General features: G+C 35.8%; 20 protein-coding genes. 2 read left to right on the forward strand and 18 right to left on the reverse strand.

Annotated features, from left to right (window positions below):
- Positions 1-122: 122 nt before the first annotated feature.
- The 6 genes from D569_RS0120970 to D569_RS0120995 all read right to left on the reverse strand — a co-directional run bounded on the left by D569_RS0120970 (position 123) and on the right by D569_RS0120995 (position 9026).
- Positions 123-1529: a peptidoglycan DD-metalloendopeptidase family protein gene (locus D569_RS0120970; RefSeq protein WP_018934403.1), complete on the reverse strand. Its 1407-nt coding sequence runs from the start codon at positions 1527-1529 to the stop codon at positions 123-125.
- Positions 1530-2203: 674 nt separating this feature from the next.
- Positions 2204-3493, reverse strand: coding sequence for an adenylosuccinate synthase (locus D569_RS0120975; protein WP_018934404.1), 1290 nt, complete (start codon positions 3491-3493; stop codon positions 2204-2206).
- 516 nt (positions 3494-4009) lie between these two features.
- The gene (dnaB, locus tag D569_RS0120980; protein ID WP_018934405.1) at positions 4010-5371 is read right to left on the reverse strand and encodes a replicative DNA helicase; all 1362 of its coding nucleotides are present in this window, start codon (positions 5369-5371) and stop codon (positions 4010-4012) included.
- Between the two features lie 272 nt (positions 5372-5643).
- The gene (gene rplI, locus D569_RS0120985) at positions 5644-6090 is read right to left on the reverse strand and encodes a 50S ribosomal protein L9 (RefSeq protein WP_018934406.1); all 447 of its coding nucleotides are present in this window, start codon (positions 6088-6090) and stop codon (positions 5644-5646) included.
- Complete coding sequence (locus D569_RS0120990; RefSeq protein ID WP_018934407.1) at positions 6087-8066, reverse strand: DHH family phosphoesterase; 1980 nt, start codon at positions 8064-8066, stop codon at positions 6087-6089. The genes rplI and D569_RS0120990 overlap by 4 nt, the downstream gene beginning before the upstream one ends.
- Positions 8067-8093: 27 nt before the next feature.
- The gene (locus D569_RS0120995; RefSeq protein ID WP_018934408.1) at positions 8094-9026 is read right to left on the reverse strand and encodes a YybS family protein; all 933 of its coding nucleotides are present in this window, start codon (positions 9024-9026) and stop codon (positions 8094-8096) included.
- Between the two features lie 191 nt (positions 9027-9217).
- Between D569_RS0120995 and D569_RS0121000 the strand changes: the two genes are divergently transcribed.
- Positions 9218-9994 carry an HAD family hydrolase gene (locus D569_RS0121000; RefSeq protein WP_018934409.1) on the forward strand — a complete coding sequence of 259 codons (777 nt, stop codon included), beginning with the start codon at positions 9218-9220 and terminating at the stop codon, positions 9992-9994.
- A 146-nt stretch (positions 9995-10140) separates the two neighbouring features.
- Here D569_RS0121000 and serA read toward each other — a convergent pair whose 3' ends face one another.
- The 12 genes from serA to noc form a co-directional block, all read right to left on the reverse strand.
- The gene (serA, locus tag D569_RS0121005; RefSeq protein ID WP_018934410.1) at positions 10141-11727 is read right to left on the reverse strand and encodes a phosphoglycerate dehydrogenase; all 1587 of its coding nucleotides are present in this window, start codon (positions 11725-11727) and stop codon (positions 10141-10143) included.
- Between the two features lie 795 nt (positions 11728-12522).
- A complete protein-coding gene (locus D569_RS0121015) occupies positions 12523-12711 on the reverse strand; it encodes a hypothetical protein (protein WP_018934412.1) in 189 nt (62 codons plus the stop codon).
- Between the two features lie 259 nt (positions 12712-12970).
- Positions 12971-13201 carry a 30S ribosomal protein S18 gene (gene rpsR / locus D569_RS0121020; protein WP_018934413.1) on the reverse strand — a complete coding sequence of 77 codons (231 nt, stop codon included), beginning with the start codon at positions 13199-13201 and terminating at the stop codon, positions 12971-12973.
- 20 nt (positions 13202-13221) lie between these two features.
- Positions 13222-13740: a single-stranded DNA-binding protein gene (gene ssb / locus D569_RS0121025; RefSeq protein ID WP_018934414.1), complete on the reverse strand. Its 519-nt coding sequence runs from the start codon at positions 13738-13740 to the stop codon at positions 13222-13224.
- 15 nt (positions 13741-13755) lie between these two features.
- Positions 13756-14046: a 30S ribosomal protein S6 gene (gene rpsF / locus D569_RS0121030; protein ID WP_018934415.1), complete on the reverse strand. Its 291-nt coding sequence runs from the start codon at positions 14044-14046 to the stop codon at positions 13756-13758.
- Between the two features lie 142 nt (positions 14047-14188).
- The gene (gene ychF / locus D569_RS0121035) at positions 14189-15289 is read right to left on the reverse strand and encodes a redox-regulated ATPase YchF (protein ID WP_018934416.1); all 1101 of its coding nucleotides are present in this window, start codon (positions 15287-15289) and stop codon (positions 14189-14191) included.
- A 219-nt stretch (positions 15290-15508) separates the two neighbouring features.
- Complete coding sequence (locus D569_RS0121040) at positions 15509-15703, reverse strand: DUF951 domain-containing protein (RefSeq protein WP_018934417.1); 195 nt, start codon at positions 15701-15703, stop codon at positions 15509-15511.
- 42 nt (positions 15704-15745) lie between these two features.
- Positions 15746-16756 carry a YkvI family membrane protein gene (locus D569_RS0121045; protein WP_018934418.1) on the reverse strand — a complete coding sequence of 337 codons (1011 nt, stop codon included), beginning with the start codon at positions 16754-16756 and terminating at the stop codon, positions 15746-15748.
- Between the two features lie 334 nt (positions 16757-17090).
- A complete protein-coding gene (locus tag D569_RS0121050) occupies positions 17091-17798 on the reverse strand; it encodes a DUF554 domain-containing protein (protein ID WP_018934419.1) in 708 nt (235 codons plus the stop codon).
- An 80-nt stretch (positions 17799-17878) separates the two neighbouring features.
- The gene (locus tag D569_RS0121055; protein ID WP_018934420.1) at positions 17879-18712 is read right to left on the reverse strand and encodes a ParB/RepB/Spo0J family partition protein; all 834 of its coding nucleotides are present in this window, start codon (positions 18710-18712) and stop codon (positions 17879-17881) included.
- The gene (locus D569_RS0121060) at positions 18705-19466 is read right to left on the reverse strand and encodes a ParA family protein (protein WP_026287421.1); all 762 of its coding nucleotides are present in this window, start codon (positions 19464-19466) and stop codon (positions 18705-18707) included. Before D569_RS0121060 ends, D569_RS0121055 begins: the two co-directional genes overlap by 8 nt.
- A 181-nt stretch (positions 19467-19647) precedes the next feature.
- Positions 19648-20448: a nucleoid occlusion protein gene (gene noc, locus D569_RS0121065; RefSeq protein ID WP_018934422.1), complete on the reverse strand. Its 801-nt coding sequence runs from the start codon at positions 20446-20448 to the stop codon at positions 19648-19650.
- A 72-nt stretch (positions 20449-20520) separates the two neighbouring features.
- On the opposite strand from noc, the gene D569_RS0121070 reads away from it, so the two are divergent.
- Positions 20521-20713 (forward strand): helix-turn-helix domain-containing protein (locus D569_RS0121070; protein ID WP_018934423.1); only part of this gene is annotated, 193 nt, incomplete at its 3' end.

Genomic DNA, 20713 nt, shown 5'->3' on the forward strand with positions numbered 1-20713 from the left:
AAATGTCTTATCGCTACTATATCTAATCAAAATGATTCTGCTCTATTCGCAAAAAACCCTTGTTACGTTACGGTAACAAGGGTTTGATACTATCTAATTTTGGGTATATTTTAAATAAGTGTTTAATAGTAGTCTGCTGGGTTTTCTAACGAACCGTCTTTATAAATTTCAAAGTGTAAATGGATACCTGTTGAAAAACCAGTATCCCCCATCACACCGATCTTTTGACCTTGTTCAACTGTCTGACCAGATGAGACATCGATCGATGATAAGTGAGCGTAAATCGTACGATAACCGTTGTTATGGTCAATGACAACTTTGTTACCATAACCTCCATTATCCCATCCGGCAGAAGTAACGGTTCCGTTATCAGCTGCTAAAATCGAGCGGTCACTTACACCAGCAATGTCGATTCCTTTATGGAAAGAACCCCAACGTTCTCCCTGATGGCTTGATATATAACCTCCGACTGCCGGCCAGTTGAAATCACCAGTACCGCGAGATGAAACTACCTTCGTACCTTTGACAATTACTTTGTTTGTCGGCTCTTTCGTTACATTTTCATCTAATACTTCCGTGTCTACTGTTTTACCGTTAACTTTTTTGATTTGGTAATGGGTTTCAACGGTTCCGTTCTCGCCTTCTTGTTTCACTTCTTCTTCGCCTTTATACATATCTTCTGACTCTTCTACTTCTGTTTCATAGGCGATTTCTTCTTCATCGAGTTTCTCTTCCGTAACAACAACTTCTACAAATGGTTCATATGCTGTTACGTTTAATTCATCACCGACTTTGATTAAAGAATCTTCTGTTAGATCTGAGTTAAGTTCTAGTAACTCATCTAGTGAAAGATCATACTCACTAGCAATACTTCCTAAAACATCACCATCATCCACTACATGTTTTTTGTTTTCCAGTGTACCTTTTTCTAGTAGTGTAATGCCTTCTTCAACGGTTAAGATTTCATCTTCTGAGACTTTTTTATCTATTATTGAAACCTCTTCGGTTAGTGAAACGTCTATAATATGAGACTCCCCTACAGATAGTGGTTCAGATTCTTCTTCTGAATCATTATCTATTTTTTCTAATACGTCTTCACTAACGTAGTTTTCTTTATATTCTTGGATGACTTGTTCTGCTAGGTCTTTCTCAGCAAAATAACCTACAACTTCATCATCAATCGATAAGGCTTGTGCTTCAACGACTACCGTTAATTCTGCATCTAAATAATCTAGCACTTCCTGATTATCTACTTGTGATGAAAAAACGGTCTCTGCAACATAGTCAATCTCTTCATTTACAGTATATGTAAAATCATTCTCATCTTGGTGATCAGAGATTGTTTCCGCAATGTAATCTTCTACAATGTCTTTGTTTTCTACAATTCCTACGTGCTCACCATCTACATAGACATGATAGACTTTGCTTAATTCTTCGTCATCCGCCAAAACAACTTGTGACGTAAGACCTAATGCCACAACACCAGCAACCGTCAGTTGTTTCACGAATCCTTTCATATTTAATCGCATTCTAACTTCCTCCTATAACCCCAACTACTCTATTAAATCTCTATTTATCTTTAATTCAAATCTTCTACCTTACCCAATCTACCATAAAACCAAATAGCATTAAACATTTTTAAAGAGAATGTAACAAAACTGTATAATAAAAGCCAAAATATTACATGACTTGTAACAATAGGAATATATACCTAGGAATGATTCCTTCTTTTCTCTATTGAGTAATATGACAAATCGTGTATCTATATCCTTGGAAAACCACCACTAAACAAAAGGTGATATAACCAACCACCCAGCCTTCGCTAAGTGTTGTTCTCCAATATAAATCCGCGCTAGAAAATCGGATTATTATCCCATTAACACGCGATATTATAAGGTTTTATAATTTAGTACCAAATTACAGTAAAAAAAATTCATTTTGGTACTAAATCCTGTTTTAAGTACCATTTTGACAGTTTGTTTTCTATTTTTGGTACTTAATTGAACGCTTAGTACCATTTTGACTTTATACTAGTGATTTTTGGTACTTAATGATTCCCAAATAGCAACTCCATATGTATAGCTATACTTGCTTATAAAAATGGTGATACCAATGTTTATATACTTTCCTTACATATAAAAAAAAGTATAAACCCTTCTTCACATCCGTGAAAAGGGTTTATACCTTAAAGCTTTATGCTGGATTAAATACTATAAACGCTTCTAACAACATTTGTTTGCGAACGATCTGGTCCTACAGAGAAAACGGACAATGGAATGCCTGTTAACTGGGAAATACGTTCTAAATAATGGCGTGCATTTTCCGGTAATTCATGTAAGCTTTTCACACCAGTGATATCTTCTGTCCATCCTGGTAGCTCCTCATAAACAGGCTCACATTCTGCCAGTACTTTTAAACTAGCTGGGAATTCTTCCATGATTTCACCTTTGTACTTGTAAGCTGTACAAATTTTTAATGTTTCAATACCTGTTAATACATCAATTGAGTTCAAGGATAAATCGGTAATACCACTTACACGACGAGCGTGGCGTACGACAACACTGTCAAACCAGCCTACACGACGAGGACGACCTGTTGTTGTACCATATTCATTACCAACTTCACGGATTTGATCGCCAATTTCATCATGTAATTCTGTTGGGAATGGACCGTCTCCAACACGAGTTGTATAGGCTTTGGAGACACCCACTACATGATCAATTTTCGAAGGACCTACACCTGAACCAATTGTAACACCACCAGCGATTGGGTTGGATGAAGTAACAAAAGGATACGTACCTTGGTCAATATCAAGCATAACCCCTTGTGCACCTTCAAAAAGCACACGACGTCCTTCATCTAATGCATCATTTAATACAACAGATGTATCCGCCACATATTTTTTCAATTGCTGACCATATTCATAATACTCATCTAATATATCTTCTACTTCTATTCTGTCTGTTTCATATACTTTTTCGAAAAGACGATTTTTCTCTTTTAAGTTGCTTTCTAATTTTTCACGGAAGGCATCTTTGTCCAATAAATCAGCAATACGAATTCCAACTCGAGCCGCTTTATCCATATAAGCTGGCCCAATTCCTTTACGTGTTGTACCGATTTTATTTGCACCTTTATCTTCTTCCTGTAAAATATCTAATTTTAAGTGATATGGCAAGATGACATGTGCACGATTACTAATACGTAAATTATCTGTGCTAACATCTTTGTCATGTAAATATTTTAATTCCTCAACCATTGCTTTTGGATCGATAACCATACCATTACCTAATACACAAGTTTTGTCTTTAAAGAATATCCCTGAAGGTATTAAGTGTAGTTTATATGTAATACCATCAAATTTTATGGTATGACCTGCGTTATTTCCACCTTGATAACGTGCTACTACCTCTGCGTTTTGTGAAAGAAAGTCTGTAATTTTCCCTTTTCCTTCGTCTCCCCATTGTGTACCTACAACGACTACTGAAGACATAAACGGCACCTCCGCCTTATCAATTTATTGATTCCGAACTAATTCTACCAATCTTACCGCGCAATGTCAATTTAATTACGAACATTTATGATGTTTTTATTATTATTGTTCGTGAAAATCAAATTGCTAAAACCCATACTCTATTATGAACATTGGATATTCTGACTATACCAACCAGTCTGAATATTTGAGGATATCAATGAGTAACGACGACTCAGTACTTATCACTAAATACTAAGTGGGTCTGCTATTGTTATAGTAGCCATTTTGAAATATATCGATCGTATTACCCCCACTCCGGCTGCCCACTTCCCTTTCCGTGGGGTTTAACTTTTTCAGACCAAACAATTCCCACAGGAGTGGAAGTGGACGGCCTTCGCTAAGATCTGCTCTACAACAAATGTCAGATCAAGCATCTTGGATTATCCTCAAATTTCACTTATCATAGTTCAAAAATACGGTGGTACCCGGGATTATATGCTTATCTAACTAAAAAAGGATAAGGATGGAATATCCTTACCCTGGTGGTATATCGCTGTCTTGATAGCGATGATCTAAATCTACGAATTTATTATATTCTTTTACAAAGGCTAGTTCGACGTTTCCAACTGGACCGTTACGTTGTTTAGCTATAATAATTTCAATAATATTTTGTTTTTCAGATTCCTTATCATAGTAATCATCACGGTATAAGAAGCCTACGATATCGGCATCCTGCTCGATACTCCCTGATTCACGTAAGTCGGACATCATTGGTCGTTTATCCTGACGGGATTCAACTCCACGAGATAACTGTGATAAAGCGATTAATGGCACATTTAACTCCCTTGCTAATCCCTTTAATGATCTAGAGATTTCCGATACCTCTTGTTGACGGTTTTCTTGTGAACCGGCACTACCTTGAATTAATTGCAAATAATCAATTAAAATCATCCCGAGGCCGTGTTCTTGTTTTAAACGACGGCATTTGGAACGAATTTCACTTACTCTAATACCAGGTGTATCATCAATGAAAATACCAGCATTGGATAAACTACCCATTGCCATCGATAATCTTCCCCAGTCCTCTTCTTCTAAAGTACCAGTTCTTAAACGTTGCGCATCAATATTACCTTCTGCACAGAGCATACGTGATACCAGCTGATCTGCCCCCATCTCTAAACTGAAAATAGCGACATTTTCTTCTGTTTTAATCGCTACATTTTGTGCAATATTTAAGGCAAAGGCTGTTTTACCAACTGACGGTCTTGCAGCAACAATGATAAGATCATTACGTTGGAAACCCGATGTAATACGATCTAAGTCACGAAAGCCAGTGGCAATACCGGTAACTTCACCTTGGTTTTTGTGCAATAGATCGATATTATCATAGACTTCCATTAAAACATCTTTAATATTTTTAAATGAAGAAGCATTTTTTCGATTCGATACTTCTAATATTCGCTTTTCAGACTCATTCAACACTTCTTCTACTTCGTCTTCTTTCGAATAACTGTCTGTTACAATATCGGTTGCTGTTCGAATCAGTCTTCTAAGGATCGACTTCTCTTCGACAATTTTACAATAATAAGTAATATTCGCTGCTGTAGGTACAGCATTTGCTAAATCACTTAAATAAGAGACACCGCCAACGTCATCTAGCTGTTGATTATTCGCCAAAACTGTTGTAGCAGTGACAATATCTATCGGTTCTCCTTTATCTGACAGCTCTAACATCACGCGGTAAATAAGCTGATGACTTGCACGATAAAAATCTTCCGGGATTAATATTTCCGAAGCGCTGGAAATAGCATCCGGATCTAGAAAAATGGCACCAAGTACCGCTTGTTCTGCTTCTATATTATGAGGCGGTGTGCGCCCTTGGATCATTTCCGCCATCTCATTGCCCCCTTTCCTACAAAAAGTGGACATTCATTCCGCTATTTGTGACAAAATGAACGTTTTTAGGATGTTAGTGGACATCTATTCCGTTATTCATTCAAAATAAGGCTGTTTTCCAGTTCATTTCGTTAAATAAGGGATTATATGTCCGCCAACACCTAAAATGGAACATTATTCTAGGAAATAACGTACTAAATGTCCGCCATATATCACTATGATCCGAGTTCTTTACTTAAGAAAATGGGAAGTAAGAAAAACTTCCCATTGTGTTATGCTTCTACAACATGAACTCTTATCGTACCTGTTACTTCTGGGTGGATTTTGACCGGTACGTTTGTATAACCTAATGAACGAATTGGTTGATCTAATTCAATTTTACGCTTGTCCATTTTTATTTGATGATCTTTCTTTAAGGTTTCCGCAATTTGTTTACTTGTAATCGAACCAAATAAACGGCCGCCTTCACCAGATTTTGCTGTTACTTTCACTTCTATATTAGCTAATTTTTCTTTTAATTGCTCTGCTTCTTCTACTTCTTGCTGTTCCAATTGCTTCTCTTTATTCTTCTTTGCGTTTAGTGCCTTCATATTTGCTTGATTTGCCTCGATTGCTAAGTTATTTTTCAGCAAGTAATTGCGAGCATATCCATCGGAAACATTTTTTACTTCCCCTTTTTTTCCTTTACCTTTTACATCTTGGGTAAAAATGACTTTCATTCTGTTTCTCCTCCTTCATAATACTCATCTATAATTTCTTTCAACCATTCATAGGCATCGATTACTGCCATATCATCTAATTGTGTAGCAGCGTTCGTCAAATGACCGCCACCATTCATTTTTTCCATAATAACCTGGACATTGACATCTCCAAGTGACCTGGCACTGATACCAATACGGCCATCTTCTCGTTCTGAAATCACAAAGGACGCCTCAACTCCAGTCATCATTAATAAGGTATCTGCAGCTTGAGCGATAATGACAGGACCATATCTCTCTCTTGAGTTCCCTACAGATATTGCAATATTACCACGATAAATATTCGTATTTTCAATTAATCTGCTTCGTTTGACGTAAATATCCAAATCTTCTTTTAAGAATTTCTGGACTAATACGGTATCCGCACCTTTGGATCGTAAATAGGATGCCGCATCAAAAGTTCTCGACCCTGTTCGTAAGGTGAAGCTGTTCGTATCTACAATAATACCTGCTAATAATGCTGTCGATTCTAACATATTTAAAGAAAGCTTACTAGGCTGATATTCCAACAATTCTGTTACTAGTTCTGATGTCGACGATGCATATGGTTCCATATAAACCAGAGTAGGATGATCAACAAACTCTTCGCCTCGACGATGGTGGTCAATCACTACCACATGTTCTGTTTTATGGACTAACTTTTCCTCTTGCACCAAGGAAGGTTTATGCGTATCCACTACTACTAAAAGGGTGTCTTTCGTTACGATATCTAATGCCGAATCAGGGTCAATAAAATGGGACCACAATTCCTCGCTGTCTTTCATTTCATCTACTAGTCGCTGTACCCCTGTATTAATATCATCCTCATCTAAGACAATAAACCCTTCTACATCGTTCGCTTGTGCTATTTTTAACACACCGATCGACGCACCAATTGAATCCATATCAGGAGCTTTATGCCCCATCACTAAAATTTGGTCGCTTTCTTTGACTAATTCTTTTAAGGCGTGAGAAATAACCCTTGCTCTTACTCTCGTTCGCTTCTCCATTGGGTTTGTTTTACCACCATAAAAACGAACTTTTCCAGTGTTATCATCTTTAATAACAACCTGATCTCCACCTCGGCCAAGCGCTAAGTCAAGACTCGATTGTGTTAGCTCACCCAAGCCTGGTAATCCTTCACTTCCTAACCCGATTCCAATACTTAGGGTTAATGGTACATTTTTATCGGTAATTAATTCACGAACTTCATCTAAAATTTCAAATTTCGATTTTTCTAAGTCAGCCAAGATCTTCTGATTCATCACCGCCATAAATCGCTCTTGTGATGTTCGTTTTAAATAGATCTCATGTTCATTCGACCAATTGTTAAGAATAGATGTAACCTGTGAATTAATTTGACTTTTGGCTGTATCATCCATGTTTTGTGTTATTTCTTCGTAGTTATCTAGAAAAATAATACCTAGTACTGTTTTTTCATTCTGGTATAGCGTGTGTAGCTCTGTTTGTTTCGTTCGGTCAAACAAGTATAATAATTTTTCTTCTTTCTTGTTATATACTTGTAAATCATATTGATCAATCGTTAGCCAAAATGTTTCCTTATCATCTTTCAAATAAGAAGAAATATCGTCCGATAAGACGTCAAGATTATCACCGATTAATGAGTCTGTTTCAGTAAACTGATTCATATAAGGATTTGCCCACTCTATCTGATAATCGTCTCCGTATAATATAATCCCTATCGGCATTTCTAATAGGGCTTCTTCGCCGACTTTTTTGACACGATAAGAAAGTGTTGATATATATGCCTCTGTTTGGTCCACCAGTTGCTTTTCCCGTTCGATACTGTAGTACAATGATACAGAAAACAGAACAGTCATCACGGCACCAATAATCCAATGGAAATAAAAGAGAAAGATTAATAGTACAAAGGATAATACATATATGCCTATGATATGCCTCCCCATTGCAACTGGTTTATCTTTAATTTTTGGCATTGTTGTCAGCTCCTAACTAAAGTCCCTTTACTTTGCCATTCTTTTTCTTAACTCAAACCCTAAATCAATTATACCTAAGATTCTCATCAAATAAAGACCCATAAACGGAAAAAATATAATGAAAAGGATGCTAATAACTGGCAATGCAACGGACTGCTTCTTCGCATGCGTATAAAAGAACAGGAATGACAATCCTTGTAAAGCCATTAATATTCCTGCTAAATGATACACATTCCATATTATAACAGATGGCATCGTAGAAAAGTCTGCTTCAGCAAAAAAGGAAATAAGTAACATCACAAAATATATCCATAACATCACTTTTGGCAGGTTAAAACTGCGAAAGGGTGGAAATTGATAATGTTCTTGTTGCACTTTATTGATTACTTTATAGCATATCCATTGTGTTAATATGGCAAAACCCATGGAAACAACTACTAATATCACGGGCAGTAACTGTAGCATATTCATCATTTCTTGTCGTATGACGCCAAACTCCTGTTGTCCCATACCGATTGCTTGAAACAAGTCCTCTGTCATCTGGATGGACTCATCCACCGTATTTTCAAAGGCATTCATAATCGAAAATTGAAGAACAACCTCAATATAAGCGTAAATAAGCGTCAATCCTAGAACAAAACCGGCCGTACCTTTCGCCCATGTTTCATATGGATGCTGGTCTTGTTTTATCGACCATCCAATCATAGCTCCACTTATCAAAGCTAATAATGTTAATGGAAATGAGAATACAGGCACAACAAATAGAGAAAAAGTTAACAAAACAAGCATGCCTAATATCGTCCATTTAATGGGGTAATTTTTCATTAGCAATATAACTGGGATGGGTAGCAAAACGAGTGTAATCATTTGTATAAATGGTATAAGTATTGTAATGAACAAAAGAAGTAAAAAGCTACCTACATATATTAAAAAGTCTTTCCTTACTGGTTGCTGATCCATGAGAACCACCCTTACTACTCTAATTGATTGAAAAAGCACAGCAAGAAAGCGCTGTGCTTTTTCATCGTACACTTTTACTATATTAATTATATACGAACAATATATCTGCGACAAATTAAATCGACTTTCTAATGATTTAGTTTCTTTAATCCTTTATAATGTATGTAGAATGATTAGAGGAGGAGCACCAGATGATTAAGACGATTATTTTTGACCTTGATGATACACTTTTGTTTGACAAAAAAAGTGTCAAAACCGCATTCGAAGAAACTTGTCAATTAGCAAAGCAAAAATATGGAATCGACCCTGAACAATTAGAAGAAGCTGTACGCGCTCAAGCTCGGAAATTGTATCAAGGATACGAAACCTATGAATTTACCCAAATGATCGGGATTAATCCTTTTGAAGGCCTATGGGGAAATTTCTTAGATGATCATACATATTTTAAAAAAATGGCAGAGATTGTGCCTAATTACCGTAAAGATGCTTGGACAAATGGTTTAAAACAACTAGGAATAGAAGATGAAGAGTTCGGTGCTTACTTAGCAGAACAATTTCCTGAAAACCGAAAGAAAAATCCATTCGTCTATGAAGAAACATTTTCTGTCTTGGAAAAGCTGGCGAGCGATTACCAATTAGTCATGCTAACGAACGGTTCGCCTGATCTACAAAACACCAAATTAACGATCACACCAGAACTAAAGGAATACTTCGATCATATTATTATCTCTGGTGGATTTGGCAAAGGAAAGCCTGATCCAAGTATATTTGAACATGCACTGGAAACAGCTGGCGTGACCAAAGATGAAGCAATCATGGTCGGAGATAACTTGATGACAGATATCCTAGGTGCAAACCGGACAGGGATTCAAAGCGTGTGGATCAATCGAGAAGAAAAACAACCAAACGATGTACAGCCTACTTATCAAATTAAACATCTTGATGAATTGTTTGCGATTTTAAACTAATGCATAAAGAAAAAGCACACATCACTAGCAATTTCGGAGGGGTTTCTATCAACTTTTAAATTTTACTATCAACTTCGACTGAATTTCTATCAACTTTACAAAATCCACAGAAAAAGAGCTCTTCAATATCGAAGAGCTCTTATCTATTACAGTTCCATAGCAGTCAATTTTTCGATTTCTTCAAATTCATTCAATGCTTCTACATCTGTGTCTTCTAAATATTTATCAACCGTTAAGATCATGATTGCTTCGCCACCAACATCTGAACGACCTACTTGCATAGCTGCAATGTTAATTCCACGTTCTGCAAGCAGGCTACCTACTTTCCCGATTACCCCTGGACGGTCATTGTGCTTAATGACTACTAGATCGCCTTCTGGTACTAAGTCCACACTATAAGCATCTACTTGTACAATACGTGGGCCTAAACCATTTAATAAGGTACCTGCGATAGAACGTGTCACTTCTTTTGTTTTCACTTCCACTTTTAAGAGGTTTGTAAATCCTCTCGGTGTAGAAGATTTATTTTCATTAACTTGAATACCTCTTTTTTCCGCTAAGTAAGAGGCATTGACATCATTTACGTGGTCACCTAAATGACGTTTCAATAAGCCTTTAATTGTATTTCTTGTTAATGGTGCTACTTCAATCTCTGTTAATTCTCCTGAATAAGAGATATTAATTTCTTCAATAACACCTGGAATTAAATAAGTTAAAAATGTACCAAGTTTTTCAGACAGATGGAAATACGGTTCGATTTTATTCATCAATTCTTTCGGTACAGATGGTAAGTTAACCGGGTTTTTCGCTACATCTTCTGTTAAGTAACGAACAACGTCATGACTAACATCAATTGCTACATTTTCCTGTGCTTCTACCGTACTAGCACCTAAGTGAGGTGTCGCAATCACTTCTGGAAGCTCTAATAAACGATGATCTGTTGCAGGCTCCTCTTCAAATACATCAAGAGCAGCTCCTGCTACTTTACCAGATTTAATCGCATCATATAAAGCATCCTCATCAATAATACCACCACGAGCACAGTTAATAATACGGACACCGTCTTTCATCTTGGCGAATGCATCTTTATTAATTAAATGCTTGGTTTCTTTAATTAATGGTGTATGAACCGTAATGAAGTCAGATGCAACAATGACGTCCTCCACTGATCCAAAATCAACACCGAGCTTGTCTGCTCTTTCTTTTGTTAAGAACGGATCATAAGCAATAACATTCATTCGTTGACCTTTCGCACGTGCTGCTACTTCTGCACCAATACGTCCCATACCAATAACACCTAGTGTTTTACCTTTTAATTCTACGCCGACATGGGTTTTACGATCCCATTTCCCATTTTTCAATGCTACAAATGCTTGAGGTATCTTTCTTGCTAATGACATAAGCATCGCAACCGTATGTTCAGCTGCAGAATTCGTATTACCATCTGGTGCGTTTACGACAATTACTCCGTATTCTGTTGCTGCACTTAAATCAATATTGTCAACCCCAACACCTGCACGACCTATAATTTTTAATTTAGATGCTTGGCTAATAATATCTCGCGTTACTTTTGTTTGACTTCTTACTAATAAGGCATCATATTCCCCAATTTTTTCTGTCAACTCATCAGGAGATAAACCCGTATCAATATCGACTTGAATATTGTCTGCTTCTCGTAATGGTTTAATTCCATCTTCACTTAAAGGATCGCTAATTAATACTTTAAAAGTCACAGTTGTCCCCTCCAAAAAAATTATATTTCTTGTAAAAAAGCATCCAGCTTGTTGAATAAGTGAAACACTTCACTTATATACACTTTCTATTAATTAATATTATTATAGCACTTTTAAACTTTAATAAATAGAATTGAATTGAGAAAATTTTGACACTTTAGTTTTTAGAAACACGACTATTATTAAAGTTTTCTCTATCATAGCAAATTAAAAAAGAATGTCAATGCAAAATCGTATTATACCTCATTATTGTTCGTGTTTTTATCTTGTAACTTGATTTTGATATTAATAAATTTGATTTTTTGACCGTTAAATACGAACATTCAATAAAAGGATATAGAGATGCATATATTAACACATCCTACAATTTAATGGGAAGACCCTTTGATACATCATTTATTTTTTTATATTTACTATAGGCATATACATAGAAGAAAATACCTGCTGGGCATGTACCTAAAAAAATAATTTCATACCCGAGAAAACCTACATCTCCCCTAAAAATATTCATTAAAGAAGTCAATCCTGAAATGATTAGAAGCGAACCTATTACACAATTTATCCAGGGTTTATTTAACATAAAATCGACCTTTCCCAACTGATTGATAATTTGTCATGTAATTCTTTTTAAGTAAGATATGTTTATATCATCTTATATTTGCAGTTCGTAGCTCTGTAAAATTTAATGCTAGTATATGAAAAAAAGAAAACTTCCAATTATCTGAGGTTCTATTTCGAAGTATAGTTTGTTTCAACTAACGCACTCAACAAAAGCAATTATTTATTCATGCCCTTTTATTCAGTATCTATTTTTTTTGTTCCCACACTAATAAACAACAAAGAAATGAATAATAGTACTGATAAAGCGAATGTAGTACCAGTTAATGTCCAATTTACTTCCCCATTTCGAAGAATACTCACGATCATAATTCCTATAAGAATACCTGCAACAAACAAAAAGTATGACTTCAGTTTATCAAACATATTTTCACTCCTTAAATTTCAGTAGTATTTAACCACTTGGGTCGTTAGTTGAAATAAAAACGAGGTTTATATCATAAATGTAGTTAAAATAATTGTATCATAGGTTTATAAAAATTGTAATATATTTCCTGCGATGATCAAATGATTTCAAGATTAGCGTTCTGATTATAATATAATCCCTTTTAATGCACCATTTCAAACCGTATAACCAAAAAAAGACACTATAGAATTTACTCTATAGTGTCTTTAAAGGTTAATATTAGTCATTCACGTAAGGTAAAAGCGCCATTTGACGAGCGCGTTTAATTGCCTTAGTCAATTTACGTTGATATTTTGCAGAAGTTCCCGTTACACGACGAGGAAGAATTTTTCCACGCTCAGAAACGAAACGACTTAATAAACCAACATCTTTATAGTCGATGTGTGTAATACCGTTCGCTGTGAAATAACACACCTTACGACGCTTTGCGCGACCACGACGAGCTGCCATAATCAAAAACCTCCTTTAATTTAAAATGGTAAATCATCATCCGAAATATCGATAGGTTCTCCACTATCCTGGAATGGATTACCGCCATCGTTATTTCCTTGATTATTTTGATTATTATTGTTTTGGTTAAATTGATTTTGATTTGCTTGACTCGGTTGGTTCTGATTTTGATTATATCCCTGAGATCCTTGTGCGTTAGGTTGTCCACCAGTTGATCCACCCTTAGATTCCAAGAATTGAATCGATTCTGCCATTACTTCTGTCATGAAGACTCGCTGACCTTCTTGATTATCAAAACTACGAGTTTGAATACGACCATCTACACCGATTAGACTTCCTTTTCCCATGTAGTTTGCAAGGTTTTCCGCTTGCCTTCTCCATGTGACACAGTTAATGAAGTCTGCTTCTCGTTGTCCTTGCTGATTAGTAAAAGGTCTATTACAAGCTATGGTAAAATTAGCTACGGCAACGCCATTTGGTGTATAACGTAAATCAGGATCTTTCGTTAACCTGCCGACAAGCACGACACGATTTAACATCAGAACCACTCCTTATTATTGATCATCTTCACGAATTGCCATGTGACGTAAAATGTCATCAGAGAACTTCGCTTGACGATTGAATTCGTTAATAGCTGTTTCATCACCTGTAAAGTTAATGATTACATAATATCCATCACGATAGTCATTGATTTCATAAGCAAGACGTTTCTTACCTACTTCTTCAACTTTTTCAATTTCCGCACCATTATTCGTAAGGTAACCGTTAAAACGCTCGATTAGAGCTGTTTGTGCTTCCTCCTCGATATCTGGGCGGATGATGTACATGATTTCATATTTATTCATCCGTTTACACCTCCTTTTGGTCTTGACGGCCCTATTTCTGAGAATAGAGCAAGGAGTAATAGTCTCATTACTCACAATAAGATATTATATCAATTTTCTTTCTCTAATGCAAACAATATTTTGCATGTAACAAGTGATCCTGCTATACGTTAAAACGGAAATGCATCACATCTCCATCTTTCACCAAATACTCTTTACCTTCTAATCTTACTTTTCCTTTTTCCTTCGCAGCTTGTTCAGAACCTGCTTCAACTAAATCATCATAAGAAACTGTTTCAGCACGAATAAATCCTTTTTCAAAGTCACTATGAATAATACCTGCTGCTTGGGGTGCTTTGATTCCTTTTTTAAATGTCCATGCTCGTACTTCTTGCTCCCCTGCTGTAAAGTATGTTGCTAAGCCAAGCAAGTTATAAGTTGCCTTAATCAGTTGATCTAGTCCTGATTCAGCAATTCCTAACTCTTCTAGGAACATTTCTTTTTCTTCTCCGTCTAATTCAGCAATCTCAGACTCTACCTTGGCACTTACCACAATGACTTCCGCTTCATCTTTAGCAGCAAAATCTTTTACAAGCTGTACATATTCATTGTTATCTGCTTCTAATAATTCATCTTCCCCTACATTAGACACATACAATACCGGTTTACTTGTTAGTAAGTGTAAACCTTTAACAAGCTTTTGTTGCTCTTCTGTAAAAGATACCGCACGCGCTGGTGTTTCTTCTTCAAATGCATCCTTTAACTTCGAAAGCACTTCAAATTCAGCCATTGCTTCTTTGTCTTTCTGTTTTGCCATTTTTTCTACACGTTGAATTCTTTTTGAAACAGTTTCCAAGTCGGCTAAAATAAGCTCCAAATTAATGGTTTCAATATCGGAAATAGGATCTACTTTTCCAGATACATGGGTGATATTTTCATCTTGGAAACAACGAACAACGTGACAAATTGCATCTACCTGGCGAATATGCGAAAGAAACTGATTACCTAGTCCTTCCCCTTTACTCGCACCTTTTACAATCCCTGCAATATCAGTAAACTCAAATGCTGTAGGAATTGTCTTTTTTGGTTTTACTAATTCTGTTAGCTTTTGCAATCTTTCATCTGGTACTTCTACAATTCCTACATTCGGATCTATTGTACAGAATGGATAGTTTGCCGATTCTGCACCCGCTTGTGTTATTGCGTTAAATAACGTTGACTTACCCACGTTAGGTAAACCAACAATTCCTGCTGTTAATGCCATGTTAACTTTCACTCCTTAAGGATTCCGTCCATATGAACGTATCAGTCATACCAATTATAGTGATACTTTTCCAAAATGACAAGTTATTAAAAAACGAAAATCAAGGGCATTAACCCCTTGATTTTCCAATTTCCCTCTATTGAAAAAATGATTTATTACCTTTCAGCATATTAGAAAAAATGATTTTGTTTCACGTGAAACATTTTTATGAAAATTATTTCATTCCTGATGTTCGAGTACTCGTTTCATTTTTTGTTCGAATCGTTTACGTGGTAACATGACACTATGCCCACATCCTTCACACTTAATTCGAATATCCATGCCCATGCGGATAATTTTCCAGCGATTCTCACCACATGGATGGGGCTTTTTCATTTCGACTACATCATTTAACTGAAATTCCTTGCGCTCCATGTTATCACCTCAATCTTACACGATATTCTGATACCTATTATATTAGATTTTTTTATAAAAAGGAAATAGTAAGATAGCACAAAGTAAATATAAATTGACAATTCCATAAATGGGATAAAGAAATTCAATCAATGTCGAAAAGCCAATAGTTGTTAGCGGTGTGAGAATGATTAATAAAACGATGGTAATTTGCCATAAATGATATTTAAAGAAACGGCCAAGCCTTGTTACCAGTCCTAAAACACCTGAGATAGCTGTGGTAAATATAGCACACCATAGTAAGATTGACATTATAATATACGTGTAATTGGGATAATTCTTCAGTATCGCAAATAAAGGAATTTCATATAAAATAATGACCTCAGATATTTGAATTAAAGAATTATTATATAAAAAAGAGATAATTCCTAGAATCAAACCACTACCAACACTTGCTATCACTATTTCACCATTTGATTCAATCTTTTCCCCTACTGCTCCTAACACAGCCAAGATGGACAAGATATTTAAAGCTGTAAATGTAAAAGCAGCTGTCCAGTTTGCTTGATGATCTAACGATATGATGAATGGAAGTTGTTCATCTATTGAATAAATGACTAAAATCGATAATAAACCTATGATTAATAAAGGTAGTATAATGACATTAAAAGTGAGCACCCCTTTAATACCTTTAATAAAAATCAAAATAATAAAAACAACTATAAAGAGTATGCCAATCCATTTGGAAAGTTGAAAAGCTTCGAAGGTTGCACCACTTCCCGCTATCATAATCACAGTGGTGGACATAAGGTAGAAGAAAATCAAGATATCATAAAAACGTGCAATACGTTTCCCCAGAATAATCTCCAATAATGCGTAATAATTGGACGTTTGGTTTTGATAACCAACTTTCATTGTAATTGCAACAGAAGAAATAAATAATAAGGTAAATAAAAGAATAGCCAGTCCACTTTCATGACCAAAAAATTGCCATAATTCTCTGCCTGAAGCATACCCTGCCCCAACCATTGTTCCTATAATTAAGAACATCCATTTCGCACCCGATTTCCACATATCTTTGCCTCCAAAAAAGCTTTAGATATATTAAAAATATGCGACGCAGGACAAAGGTATGAACAAAAAATCCATCACTTTAACAGTCACTAACCAAGCACTGATTGTCAGATACGAAATAGATACAAGCTTCCTGAGCGGACATTTAGTGCGTTATTTGAATAAAAATCGCCTGTTTTTCGATGTTAGCGGACATTAAATCCCTTATTTGGTTCATTTCGGCTTCCATCAGCACTATTTTCGGGGAATAGCGGAATAGATGTCCGCGACCACCCTAAAAACGGCACTTTTGTTATAAATAACGGAACAAATGTCCGCGCTCTTTCTCAGTATGCTAAAATGCTATAAATCCATAGCTAAAGTAAAAAATAATGAATACAAAAATTGCTGGAAGGAAGTCTCCTATTTTTATTTTGGTGATGTTAAGAATATTTAAGCCAATTGCCAATATTAATAACCCCCCTATTGCAGTAACCTCATTGATAAATCCTTCTAAGATAGACTGCGGGAGCCAGTTATTAATTTGTACTGCTAGTAATGCAATCGAGCCTTGATAAAGAATAACTGGTATCACCGAAAAAATGACGCCATATCCTAATGTTGTCGTTAACACCATTGCCATGAAGCCATCTAAGAACGCTTTCGTATATAAGACTTCATGATCCCCTCTCAGTCCACCATCCAATGCACCGACAATACTCATTGCTCCAATGACAAAAATTAATGAAGCCGTTATAAATCCTTCTGTTAAATTACCATTGCGATCCTTACTTATCTTACCTTCTAGTTTTTGTCCAAGGATATTTAATTTATCTTCCAAATGGATACCTGCACCAATAATAGAGCCGAGTAATAGACTTAGCAAAATTAAAATAATATTATCTGCTTGAATCGCCATTTGAATACCAATCAGTGCTACTACTAATCCAATTCCTTGTAAAGCAGTATTTTTAATTCTTTCAGGGATATTAGAAAAAACCAGACCAATAATGGTACCAATAATTATACATAAACCATTTACTAATGTTCCTAATAAAGCCATTATGCATCCACCTTCACCTATAGCATAGTTTCACATGAAAAAGCCTGATCATTCGCACCCGCAAACAATCAGACCAAATATTATTCTATCTTATCTAAAATACGGTTTAAGTCTTCTTCCGAAAAGAATTCTATTTCAATTTTACCTTTTCTTTTTCCTTTGTTAATCTTTACATTCGTTCCAAAGTACTCTTTCAAATGATTTTCCTTTTCGGTAATAAAAATATCCTTCTTTGGCTTTTTCTTTTTCTTCGGTTGCTGATTATTTAGTTCGTTTATTAATGCTTCTACTTGGCGGACATTTAATCTCTCTGTCGTAATCCGTTTCACTACTGGTTTGATTTTATTTTTATCCTTTAAACCTAATAAAGCTCTTCCATGTCCCATGGAAAGTGCTCCGTGGTTGATTTGGGCCATAACCTCTTCTGGCAAACTGAGAAGCCTTACCAGGTTCGCGATATGTGATCTACTTTTCCCTAATCGCTTAGCAAGTTGATCCTGTGTTGTACCTAACTCATTAATTAAACGATCATATGCAGTTGCTTCTTCTATTGGAGTTAAATCCTCACGCTGAATATTTTCTAATAACGCTAACTCCATCATTTGTTCATCTGTTAAATCTTTAATAATAACAGGTATTGTGTCTAAATTTGCTTCTTTAGCCGCTCTAAACCTTCTCTCACCTACAACAATTTCGTATCCTCTAATGCTCTTTCTTACTATCAAAGGTTGTAAGATACCATGTTGTAAAACAGATTCTTTTAATTCCTCGATCGCATCCGCTTCAAATACTTTTCGCGGTTGATACGGGTTTGGCCGGCACTTACTCAGTTCTACCTCTTCAATCTTGTCAGAATCTTTTTCTTCTATTTCTGGAAAAAATGCATCTAACCCCTTACCTAATCCTCTAGCCACCAGCAATCACTTCCTTTGCTAAATCAAGGTAAACCTCTGCTCCTCTTGATTTAGAGTCATATGATATGATTGGTTGTCCATGACTTGGCGCTTCACCTAAACGAATATTACGAGGTACTACCGTGTTATAGACTTTATCTTGAAAATACTTTTTCACTTCATCTATTACTTGCAATCCCAGATTCGTTCTAGCATCTAACATGGTTAAAAGAACTCCTTCTATCATCAGTTCTTTATTTAAATGTTTTTGCACTAACCGAATCGTGTTTAATAACTGACTTAATCCTTCTAATGCATAATACTCACATTGAACTGGAATTAATACAGTATCTGAAGCTGTTAAGGCATTGATTGTTAGCAACCCTAGTGAAGGAGGACAATCAATGATAATATAATCATAATCATCCTTAATACTATCAATAGCCTTCTTCAAACGAACTTCACGTGAAATAGTAGAAACTAATTCTATTTCAGCTCCAGCTAGCTGAATGGTTGCAGGTATTATTTCTAAGTTTTCGATATCTGTTTGTAAGCATACTTGTTTCGTTTCAATATCCTCTACTAACACGTCATATATACAATGACTTACATCTGCTTTATTAATCCCTACCCCACTTGTGGAATTACCTTGAGGATCTATATCAACAATTAATATTCTTTTATTAAGATGTGCTAAACATGCACTTAAATTAACAGAAGAAGTCGTTTTGCCGACGCCACCTTTTTGGTTTGCAACGGCTATTACTTTACCCATGGTGTCACCTACCTCTTGCATCTTTTCTCTTATTCTATCACTAATATTCTATTATAAATAAATTTTTTTTGATTTTTAGCATTTTTAGTCAAAATGGTACAATTTATAAACCTGAAAATTCCTACTATCTTGCCAAAAAACAACCCATCTTCCTAACTTATAAAGATGGGTCATCATGTAATCATTTTTTCTTAGGAATTTTGATCGTAATCTGATAAAAGTCATCATGATCCTGTTCATCAGTCTCTAAATCGATTCCGGTGTCCGATACCATGTCTAACGATTGCCTGATCGTGTTCATGGCAATTCTCATATCTTTGTTAACACCTTTTAATCGAGGCTTTTTGGCAGGCTTTTTCTTATCAGATAACATTCGTTCTATTTGTGCCTCTGTTTGTTTGACATTTAAATCTCGGTCTATAATCTGTTGCAAAATTTTCAGTTGAAGTTCTTCACTCTTTAAAGCGATCAAGGCACGAGCATGTCTCTCCGTAATCGTCTTCTGCAAAATAGCTTGTTGCACTGGTTCAGGCAATTTCAATAAGCGCATTTTATTTGCTATTGTCGATTGACTTTTCCCTAAGCGTTGGGCTAACGCTTCTTGTGTTAATTCATGCATCTCGATCAATTTCTCATATGCGACCGCTTCTTCGATTACTGTCAGTTCCTCGCGTTGCAAGTTTTCAATTAACGCTACCGATGCCGTCTCTTTATCTGTCATCTCGCGAATAATTGCAGGAACCTTGTCCCAATTTAGGCTTTTTGCTGCTCGCCAACGTCTTTCCCCTGCAATTATTTCATATTTTTCCTCTTCCTCATCAAGAGACCGCACGACAATCGGCTGGATCATACCATGTGTATGTAGGGTTTGTGCTAATTCTTTGATTTTTTCTTCATTAAATATGGATCTAGGCTGGTAGCGATTTGCTTCAATAGCATCAACATCAATAAAAACCACTTCATCCTGATTAGAGTGACCCAATAATATGAGACAGGAAAAAACACCCCCAGAGTCGTATTAATTATTTATCGACATTTGGAGGTGTTTTTTGTTATGGGGAAGAAGATGGTTTATCCTGAAGAAATTAAAAGAGAAGTGATACGCTTAAAACTTTCTGGGGAACTAACGAACAAAGAGATTATGGAGAAGTTTGGTATTAAAAATAAGACACAAATCAAAACTTGGATGAGATGGTATAGGAATGGTGAGGAGCACAGGTTAGCTCAACCAATTGGAAAACAATATG

This window comes from Gracilibacillus lacisalsi DSM 19029 (assembly GCF_000377765.1).
Lineage (GTDB): Bacteria > Bacillota > Bacilli > Bacillales > Amphibacillaceae > Gracilibacillus > Gracilibacillus lacisalsi.